Raw genomic sequence first — 24644 nt, 5'->3', positions numbered from 1 at the left:
GTCACCCGAGACGAAAAGGATCTGTTCATGTCCCCCGCTAAGCCCAAGAACACTTGGTCTTTGATCACCCGCATGCGGCTGGGCTTCCTCTTGCTCTTTATCCCTGTGTTGCTGCTCGGCAGCATCTACTACCTGCATATGGAGCGCACCCTGCGCCACGAGCAGCAACAATATCTGATTGCTCGCAACACCCAGTATTTCCATACCCTGATAGAACCCTATCTGGCGACCCTCAAACGCCAGTTTACGCTCATTTATCAGCAGGTAAATTATCGGGATTTCAGCGGTCCGGAGATCCGCAACGGCGAGCGCTACCTGCAACAGTGGCAGGCCTATCACAAGGTGATGGAGCTCGATTACGTCTACGTGGGCACCGAGCATCGCAAGATGCTGATCCACCCATCCTGGCAGGCCGACGAGAAGTTCGATCCCAGAACCCGCCCCTGGTATCTGCTGGCCGCCAGCCATCCCGGACAGATTGTCTGGACTGATCCTTATTACGACTACACCTTGGGCACTCTCACCATGGCGCTGGCTCGGGTAATTAAAGATCCTGACGGCAAGCGGGTTGGCGTACTCTCGCTGGATACCCAGCTCACCCCCCTCGCCAGCTGGCTAAACAGTCGGCATGCTCAGAGTCACCATCTGGGTAATGGCTATCAGCTCCTGCTCAACCATGACGGGCTGGTGCTGGCCCATCCGGATCGCGAACGGGTATTCAAACCCCTCGCCCACCCCGACTGGCTGGCCCGGATGCAACAGCCGCAGGGCTTTTTCCTCGATGATGCCAGCGGCCTGATGGTCTCCTACTACCGCATCCCCGAGCAGCGCTGGATCCTGCTCAGCGTCGAGCCGACTGCCAGCATGCAACAGGTGATCGACAGCGTCTCCATCAACGTGCAGCTGATGATTGCCGTCGCCTGCATTCTCTATCTGCTGCTGGCCCTGCTCTGGTCCCGTTACTTCCGCCGCATGCTGGGGGAGATCACCCTGCTGATCCGCGCCAGCCGCTCCGGCGGTATCGCCTACAACGGCCGCCGCATGCTGGAGCTGGCCAAGGTCTATGAAGAGATGGATGCCGCCAGCCAGGACTTTGCCCAGATCCGGCTGCAAGCCAATCAGGACAAGCTCACCGGGCTCTACAATCGTCGCTTCTTCGACGAGTGCCTGCAGAAGCAGCTCAACAGTGGCGCTCCCTTCGGGGTGGTGATGTTCGATCTGGATGATTTCAAGCGAGTCAACGATACCCACGGCCATCAGGCGGGGGATGTGGTGCTCAAGCGGGTGAGCAAGCTGGGCATGAATCTGTTCCACGAGTGGGGCTGGTTCTGCCGCTATGGCGGCGAGGAGCTGGTGCTGATCTTCCGTTACGGCGAAGAGCAGCCGATGCTCCCCTCCCTGCTGGAAGCGTTCCGGCTCGGGGTGGAGCAGCTGGAGTGGCGCGAACCCGATCTCACTATCACTATCAGCGGCGGGGTGGCCTTCAGCCGCTCCGGGCTCTCGGCCAAAGAGCTGGTGGAGCTGGCCGACAAGGGGGTCTATCAGGCCAAGCGGGAGGGGAAAAACCGTATCTGCTTCCCGCTGCGCCACACCCCTCACCAGAGTGCCGAGGAGGACATTCCCGCCTTTGGCGAGCCTCGGCAACAACCCAACGAAGGGTAGCCCCAGCGGCCAGCCTCAACCACAACGTCGTCAGTAAAAACAAAGAGAGAGGCTCCTGCCTCTCTCTTTGTTTATCGTGCTCCTTGCCGCACGTTAAGCCTGTGTGGCGCACGACTCAGCGCTGCCACTCCCACACCGGCCAGCCCAGCTCCGAGGCGCACTGACGGAGCGCGGGGGCCGGATTGACCGCATGAGGATGGCTCACTGCCCGCAGCATGGGCAGATCGTTGTGGGAATCGCTGTAGCCAAAGCTCCCCTGCCAGAGATGGTCCCTGCCTGCAAAGAGCTGGTTGATGCGGGCCACCTTGCCTTCGCGAAAGCTGAGGGTGCCGCGGGTCTGGCCGGTCAGCATCCCCTCCTCCTCATCGAGCAGGATGGCGACGCAGTGATCCATCCCCAGCATCTTCGCCATGGGGGCCACCAGATGCTCGCCGGAGGCGGAGATCAGTACCAGCTCGTCACCACGCTGGCGGTGCCACTCGATGCGCGCCAACCCCTCCGGGTAGAGGCGCTCGCGCAGCACCTGCTCGGCGAAGTGGTGGCACTGCTGCTCCAGCCACTGGCGCGACTTGCCCGCCAGCGGCTGCAGGGTGAAGGCCATGTACTGATGCATGTCCATCTTGCCCTGATGGTAGAGGGACATCATCCCCTGCTCCTCGGCCACCATGCCCGCCGGGGCCAGCTCCCCGGCCACCATGTACTCCAGCCAGAGGCTGGCGCAATCCCCGGCAATCAGGGTCTCGTCCAGATCAAACAGTGCCAGTGCCATGAGGGCTCCTTGCGATAACAACGAAAATGAAACGAGGCGTCATGCTACCTCACAGAGTTGATCCCGGGCCACCACCAGGGTCACGGCGCTGCCGACCGACAGCAGATCGCCGGCACAGCGGTTGAGGCAATCCACCGTCAACAGCCCCGCCTCGCACTCCACCTGATAGCGGATCACGTTGCCGAGCAACTGCTGCTGACGAATGATGCCGGGCAGGCTGGGTTCGCTGCTGGTCGCCCCGGCGGGCAGCAGGGTGATGGACTCCGGCCGCAGCGCCAGCTTGCCCTGAAAACGGGGGCCGAACAGGGACTTGCCCTGCTCTGCGTTCAGCAGGTTGTAGTTGCCGATAAAGCTCGCCACAAACTCGCTGGCGGGACGGGTGTAGATCTGCTCCGGCGTGCCGCTCTGGACGATGGATCCCTTGTTCATCAGGAAGATCCGATCCGACAGGGTGAGCGCCTCCTCCTGATCGTGGGTCACGAAGATGGTGGTGAGCTCGAGGCGCTGCTGGATCTCGCGGATCTGCTGGCGCAGGCTGCGGCGGATGCGGGCATCCAGCGCCGAGAGCGGCTCGTCCAGCAGCAGGATACGTGGCCGCACCACCAGGGCGCGCGCCAGTGCCACCCGCTGGCGCTGACCGCCGGAGAGCTCGGCCGGATAGCGGCGCTCGAAGCCGGTCAGCTCCACCAGCGCCAGTGCCTCTTTCACGCTGGTCGATAGCTCGCGCCCCGGCTGGGGCTTCATCTTGAGGCCGAAGGCGACGTTGTCCCACACCGTCATATTGGGGAACAGCGCATAGCTCTGGAACACCATGCCGATGCCCCGCTTCTGGGGCGCCTGCCAGGTGATGTCCTCACCGGCCACCCGCACCTGACCGCCATCCACCGGAGTGAGCCCGGCCAGCGCCCGCAGCAGGGTCGACTTGCCGCAGCCGGAGGGGCCGAGCAGGGTCACCAGCTCCCCCTTGCGGATGCCGAATTCGATCCCCTCGAACACCGGGGTCTCGCCGTAGGATTTGTGCAACTGATTGACTTCTAAATGAAACATCTTGGATCACCGATGAAATCTGTTGGCCGCCCAGGTGAGCAGCAGGGTCAGCAGGAAATAGCTCATCACCAGCGCACTGGTGAAGTGGCCCGAAGTGGCGCGCATGTTGTAGAGGTAGACCTGCAGGGTCTCGTAACGGGTGCCCACCAGCATGTTGGCAAACACGAACTCACCGAGCAGGAAGGAGAGGGAGAGAAACAGCGCCGCCAAGAGCCCCTTGCGCAGGCAGGGGATCACCACCAGCAGGAAGGCGCGCCGACTGCTCGCCCCCAGCAGATGGGCGGCATCCATCAAATCCCTGAGCGGTACCCCTTGCAGGCTGTTGGCCAGCGCCCGATACATAAAGGGGAGCACCACGGTGAACCAGGTGCCGATCAGGATCCACGGTGTGCCGATAATGGGCAGGACACCATCGGCGTAGATCTGCAGCAGCCCCACCGACGAGACCACAGGTGGCACCGCGAAGGGGAGCAGGATCAGCAGGTTCATCCAGGGATCCTGCTTTGGGAAGTAGTAGGCCACCACCAGCACGGTCGGCACCAGCACCAGGGTCCCCAGCAGCAGGGTGGCGAAACAGACCAGGAGGCTGCGGCCAAACGCCGCCAGAAAACGCGGATCGCCCCACAGCTTGAGATACCAGTCGAGGGTAAAGCCATCCGGCAGCAGGGTCGCCCCCCAGCGGGTGGAGATGGAGTAGAGAAAGGTAGCCAGCAGCGGTAGCAGCAGGGTTGCGACCAGCCCACCCAGCACCCACTTGGGCCAGCGCGGCGTCAAATCATGCATGGGATTGCCCCTTGTTCACATAGCTCTTTTTTAGCAACCACTGGTTGGCGGCCGTCACCACTCCCAGCAGCACCATCAGGATCACCGCCAGCGCCGCCGCCATATTGGGCTCGAGGAAGATATCGCCGGAGACCAGACTGGCCACCCGGATGGTCACCAGATTGAAGTTGCCGGTGGTGAGGGCGTAGGCAGAGGCATAAGCCCCCACCGCGTTGGCAAACAGGATGATCAGGGTGCCGAGCAGCGCAGGCGTCAGCACCGGCAGCGCCACATGCCACACATACTGCCCCTTGCTCGCCCCCAGCAGCGCCGCAGCCTGCGGCCACTCATCCTGCAGCGCATCAAACGCCGGGTAGAGCAGCAGCAGGGCGAGCGGGATCTGGAAGTAGGTGTAGATGAGGATAAGGCCGCTACCCGAGTAGAGGTTGAAGCCGTCGATCAATCCCCATGATTTCAGCAGCAGGGTCACCGCACCATTGATGCCGAGAATGATGATAAAGGCGAATGCCAGCGGCACCCCGCTGAAGTTGCCGGTCATGGTGACGAAGGCCAGCAGCAGCCGCTTGACTCGCTCGCCGCTGTGGCGCAGCGCCGCCGCCCCGAGGGTGCCGATGACAAGCCCCGCCAGACTGGCGATACCGGCAATGCGCAACGAGTTGCCGAACGATTGCAGGTAGAAGGGGGAGCTCAAAATCTCCCGGTAGTAGTCAAGGCCCCAGCCATCGGGGGTCTGAAAGCTGCCCACCAGCACCCACACCATGGGGGCGAGCTGGAACAGGATCATCAAGAGGATAAACGGCAGCAATACCAGCGCGGGCAGCCAGTGGCGGCGCACCTTCTGCTTGGTTGCCACGGGTTGATCCGCAAGGATCTCGGTGGTGGCAGGCATCATCAGTGCACCTCGCGCATAAAGGCGGCCTTGAGCAGCGGTGGCGCCGCCGGCTTGTCGTGGGAAATGCCCAGCAGATCCGCCATCAGGGCGCAGAGCTGGGTCTGGGCGATCACCACCCCATCCGGCCAGCGCTCGATAAAGGCATCGCCAAACAGCCAGAGCGGCACGGTGCGCTCTTCGGGCAGGGTACCGCCGTGGCTCAGGTCGTTGTTCATGCCGTGATCCGAGGTGATCACCACCTGATACCCCTCCGCCAGCCACTGGGGCAGCAGATCGGCCAGCAGGCTGTCCATCCGGCGCGCCTGATTGCGGTACTGGCGGGAATCGAGGCCAAACTTGTGGCCCACATCGTCCACCCCCATCGGGTGGATCAGCAGAAAATCGGGATCGTATTGGGTTCTGAGCCATTCCCCATCCATCAGCAGATGACTGTCGGGGTAGTGGTCATCCCAGTAGAAGCAACCGTGCTGGATCGGCAGCAGCTCGTCGTGAGTAAAGCGATCACGGGCCGCCAGCCAGGGGCTGCGGTTGTAGAGTTCGCTCACCCAATGGTAGGCCGCCGCTGCGGTGCGTTTGCCCGCGGCGCTGGCCAGATGGAAGATGGAGTCATGCAGACTGAGGCGACTCACCCCGTTGTGGGTGATGCCGCTCACCACCGGCGGCACGCCGGTCAGGATGCACTCGTAGAGGGGTCGGGAGAGAGACGGCAGGGCAGCATTCAGGGTCGTATGCAGGCCCCGCCCCGCCTCCACCATGCCACCGAGGTAGCCCATGGTGTGGGCTACCTCGGCTGCCAGACCATCCACAAGTACCACTATCACCTTGTGTTGCACTGGATCCCCTTACTGCATGTTGATCATGACGGTTTCTTGCCACTGGCGCGGCAGGGCTTTGGAGCTCTGCTCCCAGGCAGCGTGATCCTGCACCGGCTTGGCATTGGCATACTGCTCGGCTGGCAACAGCTTGGCCTTCACATCATCCGGCAGGGTCACGTTGCTGCGGATCGGGCGAGCGTAGCCACGGGCCAGGTTGATTTGACCGGCATCGGAGAGGATGTATTCACGGGCCAGTTTCGCGGCGTTGGGGTTCTTGGCCCACTTGTTGATGATGGTGGTGTAACCGGCGATGACGGAGCCGTCACTCGGGATCACCACATCAAACTTCTTGGGGTCGATCTGGTCGCGGTAGTTGAGGGCGTTGAAGTCCCACAGCACACCCACTTCCACCTCGCCCTTCTCGATATTGGCGATGGTGGGATCGTTCAGGGAGAGACGACCCTGCTTGGCCAGCTGGCCGAACAGCTCCAGTGCAGGTTTCAGATTCTTCTCGCTGCCGCCGGTGGCATAGGCCGCCGCCAGCACGCCGTTGTTGGCCTGGGAGGCTACGCCCACATCACCCAGGGTCACCTTGTAGTCGCCACCCAGCAGGGATTGCCAGCTGGTGGGGGCGGCCTTGACCAGATCCTTGTTGATCAGGAAGGCGATGGTGCCGGTATAGGCCAGCATCCAGTGACCGTCGGCGTCCTTGGCCCAGTTGGGAATATCAGCCCAGGTGGAGGGTTTGTAGGGCTGGGTCACCCCCTGCTTGACCGCCACCGGACCGAAGGCGCCGCCCACGTCACCGATATCGGCGGTGGCATTGGCCTTCTCGGCGGCGAACTTGGCGATCTCCTGCGCCGAGCTCATGTCGGTATCCTGATGCTTGATGCCGTAGATGCTGCCCAGCTGCTGCCAGGTATCCTTCCAGTTGGCCCAGCTGTCGGGCATGCCGATGCTGTGGAGCTGGCCTTCGCCACGGGCGGCCTTTTCGAGATCCGCGATATTTTCGGCTGCAAAAAGTGGCTGACTGATGGCCACCAGGGCCAGTGCACTTGCGATCACGCTTTTCATCATCCCATCCCTCTGGACTAGGTCAGTTAAGGTTCGAGAGGGATGCTAGAGGGGAATTGTGACGGTGGCGGGGCGCTTTAATGGCAGTTTGATGACAATCACCCTGTCATGGCGCTGTCATCCACAGCAGTTACAACTCTGAACCCGAGTGAAGCTGGACTACTCCAGTCATCCGCCTTCTGAATAAGCAACAGGGACAAGAGTGTGACCGAGCCGAGATTGAGCGAGCAGAGAGTGAACGAACAGAGCATGGCCGATGGCCGCTTTTCCTCCAAGTGCGAACAGATTTGCCAGACCCTGCGCCGCTATATCGGCAGCGGCCAATTGGGGGCCGGGCAGCAGCTGCCCGCCGAACGGGCCCTGAGCGAGCGCTTCGCCACCACCCGCATCACCATCAAGGAGGCGCTCTCCAGCCTCGAAGCGGACGGCCTTATCTACCGTGCCGAGCGGCGCGGCTGGTTTGTGGCGCCACCCCGCCTCACCTACGATCCCGCCATCCACACCCACTTTCACCAGTGGATCGGCGAGCAGCAGCGCACCGCCGAAACCCGGGTACTGGCCCACGGCAGCGAGCTTGCCAGCAGCGAACTGTGCCGCTGGATGGGGCTGGATCCCTTTACGCCGCTGTATGAAATTCGCCGCCAGCGTCTTATCGACGGTCGCCCGGTGCTCCACGTCAGCCACCATCTGCTGGCCAGCCGCTTTCCCGATATCGCCAGCGCACCGCTGGCCAGCTCCCTCACCGAGCTCTATCAGCAGCGCTATGGCATAGGCCAGGGCGGGGCGAGTCTCGAGATCACCCCCTCGGCGGCGCGCGGCGCCATCGCCCGCGCCCTCAATCTGGCGGAGGGGAGCGCGGTACTGCGGCTGGTGCGGGTCAATTACGACGAGCGAGGCGGTCTGGTGGATTGCGATATCGAGCACTGGCGGCCGGATGCGATCCGTATCTGTCTCGATACCCGGGCGTTGCAACCTATCGCAGGCAAGCTGCAACAAACCCGGGCCGCCGATTAGGGAAAATATCCAGAGCACTGTCGAGCACAGTGGCGATCCGCATCTGCCTCGATAACCGGGTGCTGCAACCGGTCGCAAGCAGATCGCATACCGTTCAACTCACGGAATAACCAGACTCCAACATGGCGGATCCCGCAGGATCCGCCGGGATCAGTTGTCGATATTGGGGATCATGTCGTCGAAGCTCTGGTAGCCGCAGTCGGCCAGTTGCAGCGACATGGTGTAGGTCTTGGCGTGCTCCTGCTGGCCGATGGCGGGGCGGTTGAGCTTGATCTCCTGATGCCAGTACTCCTTCATCCGGTCGATCAGCGCCATCGCCTCTCCCTCGTTGAGGTGCAGCTGGCAGAGCGCCATATAGTTGTTCGACTTGTGCATGTTCTCCACCAGATACTCCCCCAGCACCGACATCGCCTGCCGCGCCTGCTGGCGGGCGAAACGGCTGTGCTGCTCGAAGCTGATCCGCTCGCTGATCAGGAAGTGGTAACTGTTGTCGATACCCAGCTGCAAAATGCCGAGCTTCTCCAGCTTGCGCAGATAGAGGTAACAGGAAGCATCGGTCAGGCCGTACTCCCGCTTGAGATCGATCAGCGTTTTGTCGCGCCAGAAGATATTGGCGAGAAAGGCGTAGAGCCCCGGCTCGTTGTGAAACGCCTCGTCCTGCTCCTGGGTAAAGACGGCGCGGCGGCTCTGGGCGTCCTGAGTGCGATCCAGCAGCTCCTCGAACGAGAGCCCCACCAGATGGCAGATCTCCAGCAGGGTATCGAACGGCAGCGAGGGCTTGTTCATCATCCGCTTCACGGTCGCAATGGAGACGCCCATCGCCTCCGCCAGCGTCTGATAGCGGATCCCCTTGTCGGTCAGGGTCTTCTTCAGGGTGTCGAGAATATTGTTGGCCAGGGTCTGGCTGTAGGTCATGCCACTCTTCCTTGTTATCGCACTTTCATTGCATGGTTATGCCGAGTCAGCTTCTGACCTGTTTTTACCTTCAAGGCTCAGATATTGACACCGAAAAAACAGCCTAGAGAAAAAATCGCCTACAACGCCCATCAGGACAGACCAGTTGAACGATGAGGTCGCAAAATCTGACACCAGACAGTGCATATCTTTCAACCCGCAAACATTTTGCTAGTGCTGCATAGAACATCGCGCATAATCGAAACGTATCGAATTCAAGACCCTTCCTGGTTGAGAAATCGATTGTTTGCTTCCAAATTTTTATCTTTTAAACCGTAAGGTTTTTTCTCTTTCCTGGCATTGGGCGGCGCTGATAGCACCGCCCTTTTCTTTTCCCTGAATTCGCAGGTCAGGTCAAGGGCCCCGGCAAGGGGACGTGTCACCGGCCACCCGCCGCCCACTGATGCGCCAGCCACCACGACCTCTCTGGCAAGGTATCCTAAACGGCCATCAATACCGTGTTATTGCCATTCAATATATTTAAATGGCTTGATTGGAAAGCTTCATTAAATATAAAAACGAATATAATAAAGTTATTTAAAACTCCAAAAACCTATCTTTTAAATAGCTTGTATATATAAGCAAACAAAATTAATCAGACCGCACGACCCATATCTGCCTATCGCGCCTCATGCCCACCCCAACAACTGCGGCCGGGTGAAGAGAAAAACCACCCACAAGAGCCCATCCGCGTATCTGATGGGCAACATGGCCCACGCAAAAGCAGCCTCAAAAGACCACCAAAAGTCACAATGGGAACAATCCCAAACCTCAAAAAGAGCAAAAAACAGGCAAAAAGATAGATTTTTTTCTCACGGTTTCACCTTGTGATGGGTTCAAAAAATCATCAAAAAGAACCCGATGCCAATCAGTGACATCTGAGATGCCAATTTTTAGACAGCTCATCATGGCCACGCTCGAATGAAAATTTAATGCCGATACAAATCAATCACATAGAATCAAAACCGAACTCACAGCCTGTCATTTGCCTCACCAATTAATTATTTAAACCTCAATAAAGCTAAAACTCTAATAACACCATTTATTAAACAAAATGCCCCTGCTTGCAGCCAGTCATATTTAGAAGAATGGGGAAATCACTCTCTTGTTATTCAGAAATGTGCTGACTATACTGCGGCCCCTCTGTGAAAGCAGAGCAATGACGGAAATATAAAAAGCTTCATGGATTGAGCAATATAAATCACACGCAGTTCACGCAACACAAGGTTATTTATCCATGAACAAGTTTAATAAAATTGCCGCTTTCTCCCTGCTTGCTCTGGCCATGAATGGCGGCGCCCATGCCGAAGGCTGGTATGCAGGTCTGGATCTGACCACCTCCAAGATGGATCTCGATGGTGCTGCCAAAGACGCCTATGACGCCAAAGTGATCGACGACCAGCTCGACGGCGGCAGCCTGATCGTGGGTTACAGCTTCAAACCCTGGTTGGCCGTTGAAGGTGGCCTGCACGCCCAACAGATGGATCAGCTGATTTGGGTGACCTCCCCGATTGCAAGCGGCTTTGCCGACACCACCATCGAAACCCGCAGTATCAGCCTGGCCGCCAAGCTGAGCCAGCCGCTGGCCTGGGGCTTCAGCGCCTATGCCAAACCGGGTATCGCCTACACCCGCACCGAAGTGGAAGTTGTCGGCAACGCCACTCTCCTCGGTTTCAGCGGTCAGGGAAGCAAGAGCGCAACCAAGAGCAAGGTACACCCCAATCTGGAAGTAGGTCTGGACTACGCCTTCAACGACCACTTCTCTGCCGGTATCGGTTACGAGCGCCAGTTCGACGCCCTGAGCCTGGGTGACGAGCACTACTCTCTGGATACCTTCAAGCTGGGTCTGCGCTACCACTTCTAAGTCGCGCCGCGTCAGTAACAATGCAAAAGGGCCGCAGGTTTCAAACCTGCGGCCCTTTTTACTGCTCTTTTTCCGTACCCCGCGTTAGCAGATCTGGTCTTTACCCAGCTGCTTGGCCTGATAGAGCGCCCGATCGGCGCGCACCATCAGGCTCTCCTTCTGCTCATCCTGCTGATACTCCGCCAGCCCGAAGCTCATGGTGGCGGGAGCGTGTGGGCAAATGGACTCGCTCGCCATCAATGCCTGAAATTTGCTCGCCACCACCAGCGCATCCTCGCGGCCGGTGTTGGGCAGCAACACCATAAACTCGTCACCGCCCCAGCGGGCCAGCAGATCGATCTCGCGGATATGGTGGCGCACCAGCGCCACTATGTTGATCAGTGTCTGATCCCCGGCGTTGTGGCCATAGCTGTCGTTGATCTGCTTGAAGTTGTCCACATCCATGGCGATCACCGTAAACGGCTGATGGAAGCGGCGCGCCCGCTCGCACTCCAGCTGCAACGCCCGCTCCAGCCGATAGCGGCTGGCGGCGCCGGTCAGGGCATCGGTCTCTGCCAGCAGACGGTTCTCCTCGGCTTTCTGTTGCAGCGCCTCGTTGAGTCGCACCAGCTCGGCGGTGCGCTCGGCAACCTGCTGCTCCAGCGACTGATTACGCCGCTCCAGCTGCTCCAGCAACAACTTGCTGGCGTGGATATCGCGATGGGCGCCGATCATCCGCGCCACAGACCCGTCGGGATTGCGCTCAATGATGCGGCCGCAATCCTCAATCCAGAGGTAACTGCCATCCCGACAGCGACAACGGTACTCGGCACGATACTCATGGGCGCTGCCGCTCAGGCAGAGATCGAACTTCGCCATCACTGCCGCCAGATCGTCGGGGTGGATCACGTTCTCCCAGGTGAAGACGGTATTGCCGAGGGAGTGAGGCTCGTAACCCAGCATCCGGTACCAGCCGGGGTTGCGATAGACAAAACCGGTATTGGCATGCCAATCCCAGATGCCATCGCTGGTCACCTCCAGAATGCCATGCACCACGGCCTCGCTGACATCCGAGATCCTGATCGTGTCACTGTCCTGCACCATAGCAGTTATCCTTGTTCTTCCGCCCCGCGCCACCACGGGGAATCGCGCTGTTGTCGTGAGGCGCTACCTTGGCATATTGCAACAGATCTGTCAGCCAGAACCCCACCGAACCACCGCTTCCCCGGTTATCGGCCACTCACGGCGCAGGCTAAATCAGGGTGGCCATAAGTGTGGCTCAAGTGCGCCCCATTTACCGGATTTAACTCACGATTCAGTCATTTGGGGGATGGGAAAAATGAGGGGATACCCAGAGGCACCCACAGAGGTCACTCGGCCAGAGTCAGCCGATAAAAATCCGTCTCCTGATGTTTCGGATTGGGGCGCAGAAATACCCAGCCAAAGCGCCGGTAATGATTCAAGGCCCGCACATTGGTACGGCTCACGGAGAGAACAGCCCATTTACAACCCGCCCCCAACAACTGGTGGTGGATATAGGCCTGCAACTGCGCGGCCAGACCGCGGCCACGATATTCAGGGAACAGATAAATCAGCTGCACATAGCCGGTCTCGGGCTCATCGGAAAAGCTGCGAAACTCCAGCTGACCCACCCGTTGTTCACCCGCCCAGACATGCAGGTAGTGCCATTGCGCTTGCCCCAGCCTTTCGCGGACCCGCTCCCGATAACCGTCGATAAAGTCGGCAAAACCATCATGGGTATGAAAGCTGCAAAAATAGGCATCCCTGCGCGCCTGCACACAGAGTTCGTAATCCCGATCCAGATCGATGGTGTTAAATTCAAGTTTCAAGCAATGACATCCTGTCGTGTGTTGGTTCGATGTAGGGTGTAATAAGCGCAGCGCATTACACCTTTTGGCAGATAAATAGCAGCGGTGCAATTCACTTCGTTCTTTGCACCCTACCGGATTTCACGAAGCGGGCAAAATTGGCATTGTGCCAACCTGCGCCCCTCACCCTAACCCTCTCCCAGAGGGAGAGGGGATAAAGCGGCACCGGTAATATGATCGTCAGCCGTGTAGGTTCGATTAGCGAAGCGTAATCGGACTGCGGTAACGGCATTGCTCCCTTCTCCCATTTATTAGAAAAGGAGGAGAAGGTCTGGGGATGAGGGAAAGGAAAAAGAGATTTCGCGGTAAACGTTGGGCTTCACTACGCTCAGCACCAGCCTACACAATCGGTAGGTTGGTGCTGAGCCTGCGAAGCCCAACATACCCGATTACCCAATTACGCGATCGTCCGATTACGCTTCGCTAATCGAACCTACACATGCCCGATAAACCAGTGGTGTGAAATCTTAACCATCCCCTCATATGAGCGAGGCGTGGCGCGGCTTCTGAGGTATGATCGCCATCCTTGACCAGCTAATACCCAACAGACTATCCCCATGTTTAACCACGAACTAATCCTCAACCACATCGACGATATATTTGGACAGGACATGCATGCTAAGCGTGTTCTTTCCCTCGCCAATGCTACCCTCGGGGTTATCGAGTCAGGTTCACTGGCCATCCACGCCATCGGTAGTGGCCTCTCCTTGGCCAACGGTCTCGAACGTAAACATGCGGTTAAACAGGTGGATCGCCTGCTCACTAACACCAAGCTCAATGTCTGGAGCCTCTTTGACGATTGGGTGCCCTATGTGGTCGGTGAACGTACCGAGATCGTAGTCTCCATGGACTGGACCGAATTCGATGCCGATGATCACAGTACCTTGGTTATCAGCCTGCAAACCAACCACGGTCGCAGTACTCCGCTGCTGTGGAAAACCCATCGGAAATCGTTGCTCAAAGGGCAACGCAATGCCCATGAGAAAGAGCTGCTCACCAAGCTCAAGCAGACGTTGCCAGAGGGTATCTTCGTGACGGTAGTAGCTGACCGCGGCTTTGGTTACATGGAGCTGTTCGAACGCCTGGAGCAAGAGCTAGGCTTTGCTTATCTCATTAGATTTAAAGGAAATGTTTTGGTTGGTTACCCTGGTGTAGAGCAGGTTCCAGCTCGGGACTGGCTAACGCCGACCGGGCGCACCCGAACCCTCAAAGCGGTGGAGCTAACTGGGCAGCGACAGCCTGTCGAACGGGTCTATTGTTGTCATAAGAGTGGCATGAAAGACGCGTGGTTTCTGGCCAGTAACCGGACCGACCTGAGCGCCGCCAAGGCGTTGCAACTATACGGCCAGCGCTGGGGTATCGAGACCAGTTTTCGTGATATCAAAGATTACAAATTCGGCATGGGTATGGGAGATGTGCACATCAGTAATCCGGTCCGGCGCGACCGACTGTTTTTATTCAGTGCCCTGGCCATCGTCTTGCTGACGCTGCTGGGTAAGGCTGGAGACAGTGTCGGTCTAGAGAGAACGATCAAGGTCAATACCAGCAAGAGCCGAACCTATTCGTTCTTTCGGCAAGGGGTCATCTATTACCAGTTGTTACCTAAAATGAAAGAAGCCAATGCGGTCTTGTTGATGGATAAATTTATCTACTACCTGAAGCAACACCGCTTATATACCCGCACACTTGGAATTATTTGAGTCTCTAAAAATGAGGGGATCTCTGAGGTGTGAAATATATCAAAAGAAGCCCAATCTCCCTTCTCCCCTTGCGGGAGAAGGGTCGGGGATGAGGGGAAGGAAAAAAGAGAGCACGCGGTAGACGTTGGGCTTTACTACGCTCAGCCACAACCTACACAATCCGTAGGTTGTGTGCTGAGCCTGCGAAGCCCAACACACGAGATAAGCTACAAGCCATGAAAAAATCAGAATGGAATATCATCATCCCATACATAAAATTTATTCCTAACATCGGATATTTCATTTCTAATTTTTTCTATCTCATCAAATTTTGTATCGCTTACGATTTTATTCTCCAGGGAATTCAATGCTCTGTCCAGATTGGCAACAACTCTCCCAATATAATCTCTTTGTTCTGAATCTTGCGCTGACAAGCGTTTATTAGTATGTTCCAATTGTGCAATAGAAAGACTTAACTTATTGTTATCAGCACGAAACTCTTTCGATTTAAGTTCGAAGTCAGAAAGCAATTTCGCATACTTACCCTTAAGATTTATTATTTCACGAATGAGCTCTAATTTTTGACCTGCCCATAATTCTAATTCTTTGTCTTTTAACTTAACAACATATTCATCAGTTGACTCAATTTTTGCGCATACGGTCTCCTTTCTTCTAACAAAGGCGTCTTTCTGCGCTTTATTGCTATTTTCATCTCTAATTTTATCAATGCAATTATCATGTATAAAGCTGTAGATCGTATTTAAAACTGGAAGTATTACCAAATATCCGACAGATACTAAAAATGGGATTAACAGATCATCTGTAACCCCCCAACTTTTGTTCTTTATAATGTCAAGCTTTCCTTGGTTACTTTCCAATATAAACCTAGCCACTCCATTTATATTCAAAAACATCCAAGACAAGACGAACGCGCCGATAATAGGATTGTTTAGTCTAGATGTTGCATTATCTTTCAATGACTTAAGTACATCCTTCATCAATAACCTCTAATCAGAATCGATTCATGACAATATGCAGCAAATTTCTTTTCCCATGGCGGTAAATCCCTTTACCGCCGTCCAATTGCTCACTCCCCCAACCTCTCCGCCAATCCGGAATAACGCTCGGTCTTTTTCCGCACCGCTTGTGCCAGCAGGGCGCGATCGCCGTAGAGATCGAGTTTCGCCTTGGCACGGGTGATGCCGGTATAGACCAGCTCGCGGGTCAGCAACGGGCTGGGGCTGTCGGGCAGCACCAGCACGGTATGGGCAAACTCGGACCCCTGGGATTTGTGGATGGTCATGGCGTAGACCGTCTCGTGGGGTGGCAAGCGGCTGGGCAACAGGGCGCGCAGAGAGCCATCCGGCTGCTCAAACCACACCTTGAGACGCCCGGTTTCATCGGGCAGGCAGAGCCCCATATCACCGTTGTAGAGGCCGACCCCGTGGTCATTGCGCACCACCATCACCGGGCGACCGGCATACCAGTCGCCATCGCGGGCAATCAGGCCTGCCCGTGACAGGGCCAGTTCGAGCCGCTCGTTAAGTCCCAACACCCCGAACGGGCCATCACGCAAAGCGCAGAGGATCTGGAAGCTGTTGAATGCCTTGAATACGGCGGCGGGCGCTTCCCCCGCGCGGGCCGCCTTCAGATAGCTGCCGTAACCGGCGACCCCCTGAGTAATCAGGGCATCGTAGGCCTCCCCGGCCCAGGGGTGCAGGCTGATATCGGCGAATCCTGCGCCCCAGACTGATTCCACCGCCGTGGCATCGCCGCTGTTGCAGGCGCGTGCCAGCTGGCCGATGCCGGAGTGCTGATCAAAGCGCCAGCTCTTGGCCAGCAGACAGAGGCTATCGCGCACCGGAGCCCCCGCGGGCGTGCCCTGCAGGCGGTAGCCGGTCTGGCGGGAGAGCCAATCCGCCTGCGCCGGGCTGATGCCCTGTTCGATAAAGCTGCAGATATCGCCGAGCACGGCCCCCGCCTCCACCGAGGCGAGCTGATCCTTGTCGCCGAGCAGGATCAGGCGGGCGTGACTTGGCAACGCATCGAGCAGGCGCGCCATCATCGGCAGGTCGACCATGGAGGCCTCATCCACCACCAGCAAGTCAAGGTGCAGCGGGTTGCCCGCGTGGTGGCGGAACTGGCTGCGCCCCGGAATGACCCCGAGCAGCCGGTGCAGGGTGCCCGCTTCGGTGGGGATGGCTTCGACCCATTCGGGGGGCAGATCGAGGGCCTGCAGGGCAGAGCCGATACTCTCGGTGAGGCGCGCCGCCGCCTTGCCGGTAGGGGCCACCAGCCGGATCGCCGGGGCCTTGCCCGCTTGCAGGCCGGTCTCCACCAGAATGGCGAGCAGCTTGGCGACCGTGGTGGTCTTGCCGGTGCCAGGGCCACCGGAGATCACCGCAAAGGGGCGCGCCGCCGCGGTGGCCGCCGCCAGCTTCTGGCCGTTGCAGCAGAGCGCCTCGGGCACCAGCGTATCCAGCTTGCCAAGGTCGCTCGCCGCCTGGGCACTGGCCAGCAGCCCCTCGATGGCGGGCCAGTCCACTTCATTCGGGAACACCAGATCCAGATACTTCTCGATAAAATGACGGGCCGAGAAGTCGGGAGCGAGGCGGGCTTTGAGCAGCGCCGCGAACACCAACCCGTAGTCGCGGGCAAACAGCCGCGACAGGGCCGGGGCAATCTCCGGCCATTCGGCTCGCTCGCTCAGGGCGCGCAGATGGCGGGCCACCCCCAGTTCAAAATCGTGGTAGCGGGTGAGGTAGAGCCGCCCGTGCCACAGCCGCAGCGGCCAGCGCGGGGCGAGCCCCTCATCCTGCTCACAACCAACCAGCGGGCTTGCCGCAAACAGGGCGGGCCAGCGGGCAGGATCCGCCAGACCAGCCAACAGATCCCGGCTCTGCTGGGGATCCAACCCGAACGGGCGCAATGATCCGGTAGCAAGCATCTCAAGGGGCAGGCAAACATGGCCGCGCCCCAGCTCGAAGCAGGTGAGCGCCGCCCCCAGCACCAGCTCGGGGCTGCCGCCAAGGTCGGCCACCAGCCTGGCAAATTGCAGATCCAGCTGGCGGATGCGGCCAGCCAGCGCCAGTGTTTTCAACCGTTCAACCATCATTGCGCTGGCTGCGTTGCTGATCATGGTGCCGCTCATGCTTCTACCTCGTTCAATGCTTGAGATCCCGCTGCTGGCAGCTCACTACCTTCGCGAAACAACTTATCCAGCCCCAGCACCAGTTCACGGCTCGGGCGGGTATGGAAAATGCCCCCCTGCGGCATGCCGCGCAGGAACAGATAGAAAACGCCGCCAAAGTGCTGCTCGAAATCGTAACCCGGCAGGCGCAGGGTGAGCAGCCGGTGCAAAGCCAGCGAGTAGAGCTGGTATTGCAGGTCGTAGCGGTGCTCGGCCATCGCCCGCTCCAGCGCCGGACGGCTGTAATCGGCGGGGCTCATGCCGAGGTGGTTCGATTTGTAGTCGAGCAGATACCAGCGCCCCTGCCACTCGAACACCAGATCGATAAAGCCCTTGAGCATCCCCTGCACGGTGGCAAAGCTGAGCGGCTTGTTGCCCCGCGACAACGGGTCGTGCTGCTGGCAGAGTGCGGTCAGCGCCGGTGCCGTCACCCGCCCCATGGGCAGGAAGAACTCCAGCTCCACCTGCTTGCGCTCGGGGGCCAGATCCCGCAGCCGCACCGGCTCGCCAAAGCCTGTTTCCAGCGGGGTATCGAGCACCGCTTCGACCTGCTGTTGCAACACCGGTGCCCAGCTCTCATCAAAACCATCCTGCGCCAGCAAGGTGGCGATATGCTCTGCCAGCGGCTCGCCGTCGGCACTTTGAAAGTCGATGGTCTCGAACAGGCTGTGCAGCAGGGTGCCGGGGCGCGCGCCCTTAGGGAAGGTGAAGATGGAGGGCTGGGGCGCCTCCTCCGGTTGTTCTGCCGCCAGAGTGGCCGCCTCGGTCACCACCTCGTCATCGAAGCCAGGATTGGCCAAGACCCCCTTGCTGTGACCGTGCCCCTGCGCAGCCAGCCCGGAGTAGGAGCTGATCCACCAGTCCCGCTCAAGGGTGCCGCTAAAGTGGCGCACCTGCGGCTCGCCCAGCTGCTCCTCCTCTGGCGGCAGCGGGGCCGGACGAGTGAGCGAGGGCTCACCGACAGCCACCCCGGGCAGCGCCTGTGCCAGCTCGGTCAGGGCGGTCGCAAGCGTCTGCGCATCCCCCTCTTCGCCCTTTTGCAGCAGGTAGCCGATGGCGGTGTGGTGCAGGTCGGTCTTCTCCGACTTGCCCGCCCCCGCCCGCACCGGCGCCAACCCCAGCCAGGTGGCGTAAACGCCCCGGGTCAGCGCCACATAGAGCAGCCGCAAATCTTCGGCAAGGCGCTCCCTGTCCGCTTCGGCGAGCGACGAGTCGGCGCCGGTCAGATCGAGAATGGTGCGATTGCCCGCCTCATCCGCCTCGTGATAGAGCGGGGTCTCGGCGGTTCTGTGGCTACAGATAAAGGGCAGGAACACCAGCGGGTACTCCAGCCCCTTCGATTTGTGGATGGTGACGATCTGCACCAATTTCCGCTCGGATTCGAGGCGCAGTACCTGCTCAGCATCCTGCCCGTTGGGACGGCTCACCGCCTCCCCCAACCAGCGCAGCAGGGCATATTCGCCATCCAGCTCGCTGCTCACCTGTTGCAGCAGCTCGCCAAGATGGAGGAAGTTGGTCAGCCGCCGCTCGCCATAGGGGCTCGCCAAAAGCGAAGAGGCAAGATTGCGCCGGTGCAGCAGGGCCCGCAGCATCGCCAGCACGCCGCGGCGGTGCCAGATCTTGCGGTACTCCATAAACTCCTGCACCGCGCTCTCCCACGCCCGCTCGTCGCTGGCCAGCCCATCGAGCGCCTTGGCGTCGAGATCAAACAGGCCGGTGGCGAGCGCCGCCCGCAAGCTGCGCTCTTCGCTCGGGTTCTGGCAGGCGTGCAAAATCAGCAGGATCTCCCGCGCCTCCACCTGCTCCAGCACGCTCTCACGGTTCGACAAGTAGACGGAGGCAATGGCGAGGCGCGCCAGCTCCTGCTGCACCAGCTTGCCCTCGGCGCCAGTGCGCACCAGCACGGCGATATCCCCGGCCTTCACAGCCTGATCGCCTATCTTCGCCTTGCCCTCGCGGGCCAGCGTCAGCAGGCGGTGGATCTCGGCGGCGGTGGCGCGGGCCATCTTGCTCTGGTAATCCCCCCGGTTGAAGGTGGGCTGGCCGGTCAGCTGCCAGCAGTGGAGCACAGGGGCGGTGGCACCATCGAGCAGCAGCGCCTTGCTCTTGCCCTGCGCCTCCACCGGCAGGAAGGGAATATCCGCCTCGTAGATAAAGGGATCCTTGGCCCGCTCGAACAGGCCATTGACCGCCCCCACCAGCGCACTGCTGGAGCGCCAGTTGCGCCCGAGGGTGTAGTGGGCGCTCACATTTCGCCGCGCCTGAATGTAGGTAAAGATGTCAGCGCCGCGAAAGCCGTAGATGGCCTGCTTGGGGTCACCGATCATCAGCAGCGCCGTGTCGGTGTGACCGCCGTAAAGGCGATGGAAGATGCGGTACTGCTGGGGATCGGTATCCTGAAATTCATCGATCATCGCCACCCGGTAGGTGGCGCGAATGCGCTCGCAGAGCCGCTCGCCAAGGCTTGAGCCGAGCGCCCCGTCGAGATCTTTGAGCAGGTCATCGAACGAGAGCTGATGAGCCTGCCGCTTGCTGGCCTGCATCCGGCTGCGCACCACCTTGGCCGCCCGTTGCAGGATCAGATCCCGAATACCGGGACGGCTAGCCAGAAGCTCGTCTATCTGACTGAACAGCGGCAGGGTCGGCACAGCGCCCCCCTTCTTGAGGTTCTCCTCCAGCACCGTCTGGCCGAAACGCTCCAGCTCCTTGGGAATGGCGTAGCCACTGCTCTCGTCTTGCGCCCAATCGGCTATCTTGGCGAGCCACCCTTCGTAGTTCTTGCCGGTGTAGCGGCTGATCTGGCCGTCGGTCTGGCGGCGGATCTCGTCCGTCTGCGCCAGCCATTCGCTCTTCACCGCCGCGATGCGACTCATGGCCGCCTGATGGCGGGCGGCGAGGGTCTCGTCCCCCAATGCGGGGTGGATCTCCAGCTCGCTGTTGTCGAGCCAGCTGCCCATCTCCCGCAGCAGGGCGGCGGGGCTCGGCCAGAGCGCACGCACGGCGCTGGCGAGGGTTTTATCCACCGGATAGAACTCGGCGCGCCAGTAGTCGCTCACCGCCTGCAGCCTGAGCTGGCTGTCGTCGGTGAGAAATTCGGTTTCAAAGAGGGCGCCCGACTCGAAGGCGTTCTGCTTGAGCATCCGCTGGCAGAAGCCGTGGATGGTAAAGACCGCCGCCTCGTCCATCTGCCGCTCGGCAGCCAGCAGGCGGCGGGCCGCCAATTCGTGATCCTCCACCTCGGCCAGCAATTGGGCCAGCAGGGTGTCACTGCTATGGCCGCGCATAAAGGCGAGGCGCGCCTCGTGGATGCGACCGCGGATCCGCCCGCGCAGCTCGGCGGTGGCCGCTTCGGTAAAGGTCACCACCAGTATCTCGGTCACCGAGAGCGGCCGCTCGTGGGCGCTCGGCTGACCGGCATCGGCCCCCTCCTCAATGAGCGGGCCGTGACCCAGCAGCAGGCGCAGGTAGAGACCGGCGATGGTGTAGGTCTTGCCGGTACCGGCAGAGGCTTCGATCAGTCGTTCACCATGGAGGGGAAAACGCAGGGTATTGAGCGGGTTAGCCATTATTTCAGCTCCTCCAGGGTCTTGAGCAGCGGGGTCAGGTGTTCGCGGGCCAGCGCCTGCAACTGCCCCAGCACCTCATCATCGAGTTCGGGGAAGCAGCGGGCGACGTAAACGTCTTGCCCCTCCCCATTGATCATCCAACCGCCGTTGAAACGAGTGAGGGCCGCCTTGTCGGCCGCCTCCGGCTTGTCAGGATCCTTCTCGATCGCCTTGAGCCAATCCCAGGCAGTGTTGGGGAAGAAGGGCAGCGGCCGCTTCATCCCCTGCGCCCAGCACGCCACCAGCGCCGCCAGCTTGGGGCGCGCCTCGTCGGCCGAGAGCTTGGGCAGTCGCAGACTCTGCTTGGCATCGAACAGCAGGGTGTCGCCGGGGGCGCCGCTCAATGAGAGACAGAGGTGCTGGATCCAGCCCAGCAGCAGATCCTTACCGTTGAAGCTGCCGGGTTTGACCACCAGCAAGCGCCCCTTCTGGGTGTCGATCCACCCTTGCAGCTGGCCCTGAGTGAGGGAGATATCGATCTCCACCGCCTGCTTTTCTGATTCATTGGCCGCAACCCATGGCCGCAGCCGATCCGCCAGCTTGCCCATCTCGGCATCCAGATCGTCCAGCAGCAGGCTGCCGAACCACCCTTGCGGCAGCAGGCCGGTGAGCTGCAACCGCTCGCGCCGCTCGGTGCTATCCCCCTCTGCCAGATGGGCATCAAGCAGCAGATCTTTCAGCTGATAATGTTGCAGGCCATCCAGCTCGAACGGCTCGCTGTCCTCGATGTTGGCTTCGTTCAGCTCAAACCACACCTTGAGGCGGCGGTTGAGGAAATATTTGGTGGGCTGGCGATAGAAGCGCAGCAGCTCCGCCAGCTCCAGCCCCTGCTCCTTGCCCCATTCGGGAGGCAGCGGCAGCTCACCGCTCTGGAAGTTGGCCGCGCCGCGCTCTGGGTTAAGGGCGGGCAGCCAGTCGGCGGCATAGGTAAAGAGCCGCGAACCCGCCTCCGGGTAGAAGTAGTTTCGGCTGTAGGGGGTGAGCGGGTGCGCCACCATCAGGTGGTTGAGCAGCCGCTTGCCGGAGGTTTCGTCGTCGAGATCCTCATCCCCCGCCAGCACAAAGCCCTGTCGCACATAGTCGATCAGCTCCGCCAGCAGCACCGACGGCACCTTGTCGCTGTTGTCCTGCGCACTGAAGCCCTGATAGCTGATATAGAGCCCCTGCTGGGCACTCAAGAGCGCCTCGAGGAAGAGGTAGCGGTCGTCATCACGACGGGAGCGATCCCCGCGCCGCGACGCCACCGCCATCAAGTCGAACCCCATGGGAGCCAGGGTGCGCGGGTAGACGCCATCGTTCATGCCGAGCAGGCAGACCTGCTTGAAGGGGATGGAGCGCATCGGCATCAGGGTGCAGAAGTTCACCTGACCGGCGAGGAAGCGCTGGCTGGAGCGGGACTCTCCCAGCACGCTGCCGAGGTAGTCCTGCAACAGGTCGGCGGTGATGGGCTGCTCGAAGCGAGCTTCGCCGAGCCGGGTCTGCCACTCGACCAGCTGACTGCGAATAAGCTGAAGCTGACGCTCTTCATCCTCGTCGGCCAGATAGAAGCGCTCCAGCAGCGCCAGCAGGCAGGCGTTCCACTCGGCTAGCGGCTGGACCTGTTGCAGGCGGGGCAGGAATTCTGCCAGCGAATCGACAAACCAGGCGAGCTTGCCGAGTGCCAGCCCCTGCTGACCTTCGATATCGGCGTAGGGCAAGATGCCCGCCACCGGCTCGCCATCCCCCATGGCAAAGCCGAGCAGCATGCGGCGCAGGCCGAACAGCCAGCTGTTGCCGGACATGGGCGGCAGCTCGAACCGCACGGGGTAGCCGTCGTCCAGCCCCCAGCGGATGCCGGTCTCCTGCACCCAGACCCGCAGCTGGTTGAACTCGTCGTCATCCAGCTCGAAGCGGCGCAGCACGGCGGGCACCTCGAGAATGGCGAGCAGCTCGCCAGCCCCGAAGCGGGCATTGGGCAGCCTGAGCAGGGCGAGGAAGCTTTGCAGCAGCGGGCTCTCCTGACTCGCCGCCCGATCCGAAACCGCAAACGGGATCTGGCCCCGCGCGCCAAACACCGCCTGAATGTAGGGGCCGTAGCTGTTCACATCCGGCATCATCACCACCACATCTTTCGGGGTGAGGGACGGGTCCTGCTCGAACAGCGCCAGCAGCCGGTCGTGCAGCACCTCGAGTTCGCGCATCGGGCCGTGGCAAGCGTGGATCTGCAAGGATCCATCCGCCGGATCTATGGGGCTCTTGTGATGGCTGCTGTCGAGATCGAACTGACCGGCGCCTCGCTCGGCCAGCTCCAGCACATCCTTCTGGATGGCGCGCAGCAGGCTGACATTGCCCTTGCCATCCACTTCGTCGATATCGACGAAGGCCTCGATTTGCGGCACCTCCAGCTCCATCAGCTGATGCAGGTAGTCGCGTCCCAGCTTGCCCATGGAGGCGAGCAGCGGGTTGGCGGGACCCTGCAATGTCTCGATATCGGTGCCGGGTTTGAGCTTGTTTTCGAGGCGCGCCAACGTCTTGCGATCCAGCAGATCCCCCCAGTAGTAACGGCAGGGGTTGGTGACAAACAGGTGCACCTCCACCTCCGGCCGGCTGCCGAGGGCCAGCAGCGCCTCCACATAGCGCGGCGGCAGCGCCGAGATGCCGAACACAAAGACCCGCTGCGGCAGCTTGCCCGGCAGATCGGCGGTACGCGCCAGCTCGTGGATAAACTCCTCGTAGAGGTTGGCACGGTGGTAACCGCTCGGAGAGAGCGCCAGGGTGCGAGCCACCAGCTCGCGCCAAAGCTCCGGCTGCCAATCCTGACCGCTCACCCCGGCCAGCTCCTGACTCAATCCTTCCCCCTCTTCCCAACGGGCGATCCAGTCCGGCCGGTAGACCAGATACTGGTCAAAGAGATCCGCTACCTTCTGGCAGAGCTGCCACAGCCGCACCTGCTCGGGCTCTCGGGCTGGATCCTCCTCATCTCCCCCACCCAGATAGGCGGCGAGCGGGGCAAAGGCGGGTCGCTCCAGCAAGGCAGGCAGAATGGTCATCAGCTGCCAGCTCATTGAGCCCTTGTTGTAGGGGCTCTGGCGCGGTACATCCGCCAGCACCCGGGTGAACATCTCCCAGATAAAGCTGGCGGGCAGCGGAAAGTCGATATTGGCGGCAATGCCGAAGGCTTTGGCCAGCTCCAGCTTGAGCCACTGGGCCATGCCCGGACTCTGCACCAGGATCTGCTCCCGATCGAAGGGGTGAGAGAGAGGGGCCTGCCGGATGCGGCTCACCAGCAGCTCTTTGAGCAGATCCAGCTGATTGGAGTGGTAGAGGGTAAACATGAGCAATTCCCGCCTATGGATGAGAGGGGGCGAGGGAAAAGGCGAGCCATTTCCGTCACTTCACAAGAGAGGGAATTGTCGGGGATCGGGGGGGAAGATGCAAAAGGCTCTTGT

General features: G+C 60.2%; 17 protein-coding genes. 4 read left to right on the top strand and 13 right to left on the bottom strand.

All coding sequences use genetic code 11. The features are described from left to right. Positions 1-27 precede the first annotated feature (27 nt). A complete protein-coding gene (locus ACTG2U_RS14500) occupies positions 28-1662 on the top strand; it encodes a sensor domain-containing diguanylate cyclase (RefSeq protein ID WP_439974656.1) in 1635 nt (544 codons plus the stop codon). Between the two features lie 115 nt (positions 1663-1777). On the opposite strand, the gene ACTG2U_RS14495 is transcribed toward ACTG2U_RS14500, so the two are convergent. The 6 genes from ACTG2U_RS14495 to ACTG2U_RS14470 are packed head-to-tail and all read right to left on the bottom strand — an operon-like array spanning position 1778 to position 7042. Next, positions 1778-2431, bottom strand: a complete 654-nt coding sequence (locus tag ACTG2U_RS14495; protein WP_252656328.1) for an HAD family hydrolase — start codon at positions 2429-2431, stop codon at positions 1778-1780. 39 nt (positions 2432-2470) lie between these two features. Beyond that, a complete protein-coding gene (locus ACTG2U_RS14490; protein WP_439974655.1) occupies positions 2471-3478 on the bottom strand; it encodes an ABC transporter ATP-binding protein in 1008 nt (335 codons plus the stop codon). 6 nt (positions 3479-3484) lie between these two features. Then, entirely contained in the window at positions 3485-4261 is a 777-nt protein-coding gene (locus ACTG2U_RS14485) for an ABC transporter permease (RefSeq protein ID WP_439974654.1), read from the bottom strand. Further along, positions 4254-5153: an ABC transporter permease gene (locus ACTG2U_RS14480; protein WP_439974653.1), complete on the bottom strand. Its 900-nt coding sequence runs from the start codon at positions 5151-5153 to the stop codon at positions 4254-4256. The genes ACTG2U_RS14485 and ACTG2U_RS14480 overlap by 8 nt, the downstream gene beginning before the upstream one ends. Beyond that, the gene (locus tag ACTG2U_RS14475; protein ID WP_439974652.1) at positions 5153-5986 is read right to left on the bottom strand and encodes an alkaline phosphatase family protein; all 834 of its coding nucleotides are present in this window, start codon (positions 5984-5986) and stop codon (positions 5153-5155) included. Before ACTG2U_RS14475 ends, ACTG2U_RS14480 begins: the two co-directional genes overlap by 1 nt. Positions 5987-5995: 9 nt before the next feature. Beyond that, positions 5996-7042, bottom strand: a complete 1047-nt coding sequence (locus tag ACTG2U_RS14470) for an ABC transporter substrate-binding protein (RefSeq protein WP_047440511.1) — start codon at positions 7040-7042, stop codon at positions 5996-5998. A 249-nt stretch (positions 7043-7291) separates the two neighbouring features. On the opposite strand from ACTG2U_RS14470, the gene ACTG2U_RS14465 reads away from it, so the two are divergent. Beyond that, positions 7292-8056 carry a UTRA domain-containing protein gene (locus tag ACTG2U_RS14465; RefSeq protein ID WP_439975125.1) on the top strand — a complete coding sequence of 255 codons (765 nt, stop codon included), beginning with the start codon at positions 7292-7294 and terminating at the stop codon, positions 8054-8056. 150 nt (positions 8057-8206) lie between these two features. Here the strand turns inward: ACTG2U_RS14465 and ACTG2U_RS14460 are convergent, their stop codons facing one another. Continuing rightward, complete coding sequence (locus ACTG2U_RS14460; protein WP_005336490.1) at positions 8207-8971, bottom strand: helix-turn-helix domain-containing protein; 765 nt, start codon at positions 8969-8971, stop codon at positions 8207-8209. 1276 nt (positions 8972-10247) lie between these two features. Between ACTG2U_RS14460 and ACTG2U_RS14455 the strand changes: the two genes are divergently transcribed. Beyond that, the gene (locus ACTG2U_RS14455; RefSeq protein ID WP_042081202.1) at positions 10248-10874 is read left to right on the top strand and encodes a porin family protein; all 627 of its coding nucleotides are present in this window, start codon (positions 10248-10250) and stop codon (positions 10872-10874) included. Positions 10875-10958: 84 nt separating this feature from the next. Here ACTG2U_RS14455 and ACTG2U_RS14450 read toward each other — a convergent pair whose 3' ends face one another. Next, positions 10959-11957 carry a sensor domain-containing diguanylate cyclase gene (locus ACTG2U_RS14450; protein ID WP_439974651.1) on the bottom strand — a complete coding sequence of 333 codons (999 nt, stop codon included), beginning with the start codon at positions 11955-11957 and terminating at the stop codon, positions 10959-10961. A gap of 266 nt (positions 11958-12223) precedes the next feature. After that, on the bottom strand, positions 12224-12703 hold the full coding sequence (locus ACTG2U_RS14445; protein WP_439974650.1) for a GNAT family N-acetyltransferase: 480 nt from the start codon (positions 12701-12703) through the stop codon (positions 12224-12226). 596 nt (positions 12704-13299) lie between these two features. On the opposite strand from ACTG2U_RS14445, the gene ACTG2U_RS14440 reads away from it, so the two are divergent. Then, a complete protein-coding gene (locus ACTG2U_RS14440) occupies positions 13300-14442 on the top strand; it encodes an IS4-like element ISAs18 family transposase (protein ID WP_041204923.1) in 1143 nt (380 codons plus the stop codon). Between the two features lie 224 nt (positions 14443-14666). Here ACTG2U_RS14440 and ACTG2U_RS14435 read toward each other — a convergent pair whose 3' ends face one another. The 4 genes from ACTG2U_RS14435 to recC form a co-directional block, all read right to left on the bottom strand. Beyond that, positions 14667-15419, bottom strand: a complete 753-nt coding sequence (locus tag ACTG2U_RS14435; protein ID WP_362775241.1) for a hypothetical protein — start codon at positions 15417-15419, stop codon at positions 14667-14669. Between the two features lie 89 nt (positions 15420-15508). Beyond that, a complete protein-coding gene (gene recD, locus ACTG2U_RS14430) occupies positions 15509-17572 on the bottom strand; it encodes an exodeoxyribonuclease V subunit alpha (protein WP_439974649.1) in 2064 nt (687 codons plus the stop codon). Continuing rightward, on the bottom strand, positions 17569-21177 hold the full coding sequence (gene recB / locus ACTG2U_RS14425) for an exodeoxyribonuclease V subunit beta (RefSeq protein WP_439974648.1): 3609 nt from the start codon (positions 21175-21177) through the stop codon (positions 17569-17571). The genes recD and recB overlap by 4 nt, the downstream gene beginning before the upstream one ends. Beyond that, positions 21177-24530 carry an exodeoxyribonuclease V subunit gamma gene (gene recC / locus ACTG2U_RS14420; RefSeq protein WP_439974647.1) on the bottom strand — a complete coding sequence of 1118 codons (3354 nt, stop codon included), beginning with the start codon at positions 24528-24530 and terminating at the stop codon, positions 21177-21179. The genes recB and recC overlap by 1 nt, the downstream gene beginning before the upstream one ends. Positions 24531-24644 lie beyond the last annotated feature (114 nt).

It is taken from the genome of Aeromonas sp. 95A (assembly GCF_051919235.1).
Taxonomy (GTDB): domain Bacteria; phylum Pseudomonadota; class Gammaproteobacteria; order Enterobacterales; family Aeromonadaceae; genus Aeromonas; species Aeromonas veronii.
Note: the sequence above shows the minus strand (reverse complement) of the source record. Positions and strands in the feature narration are given on the sequence as shown.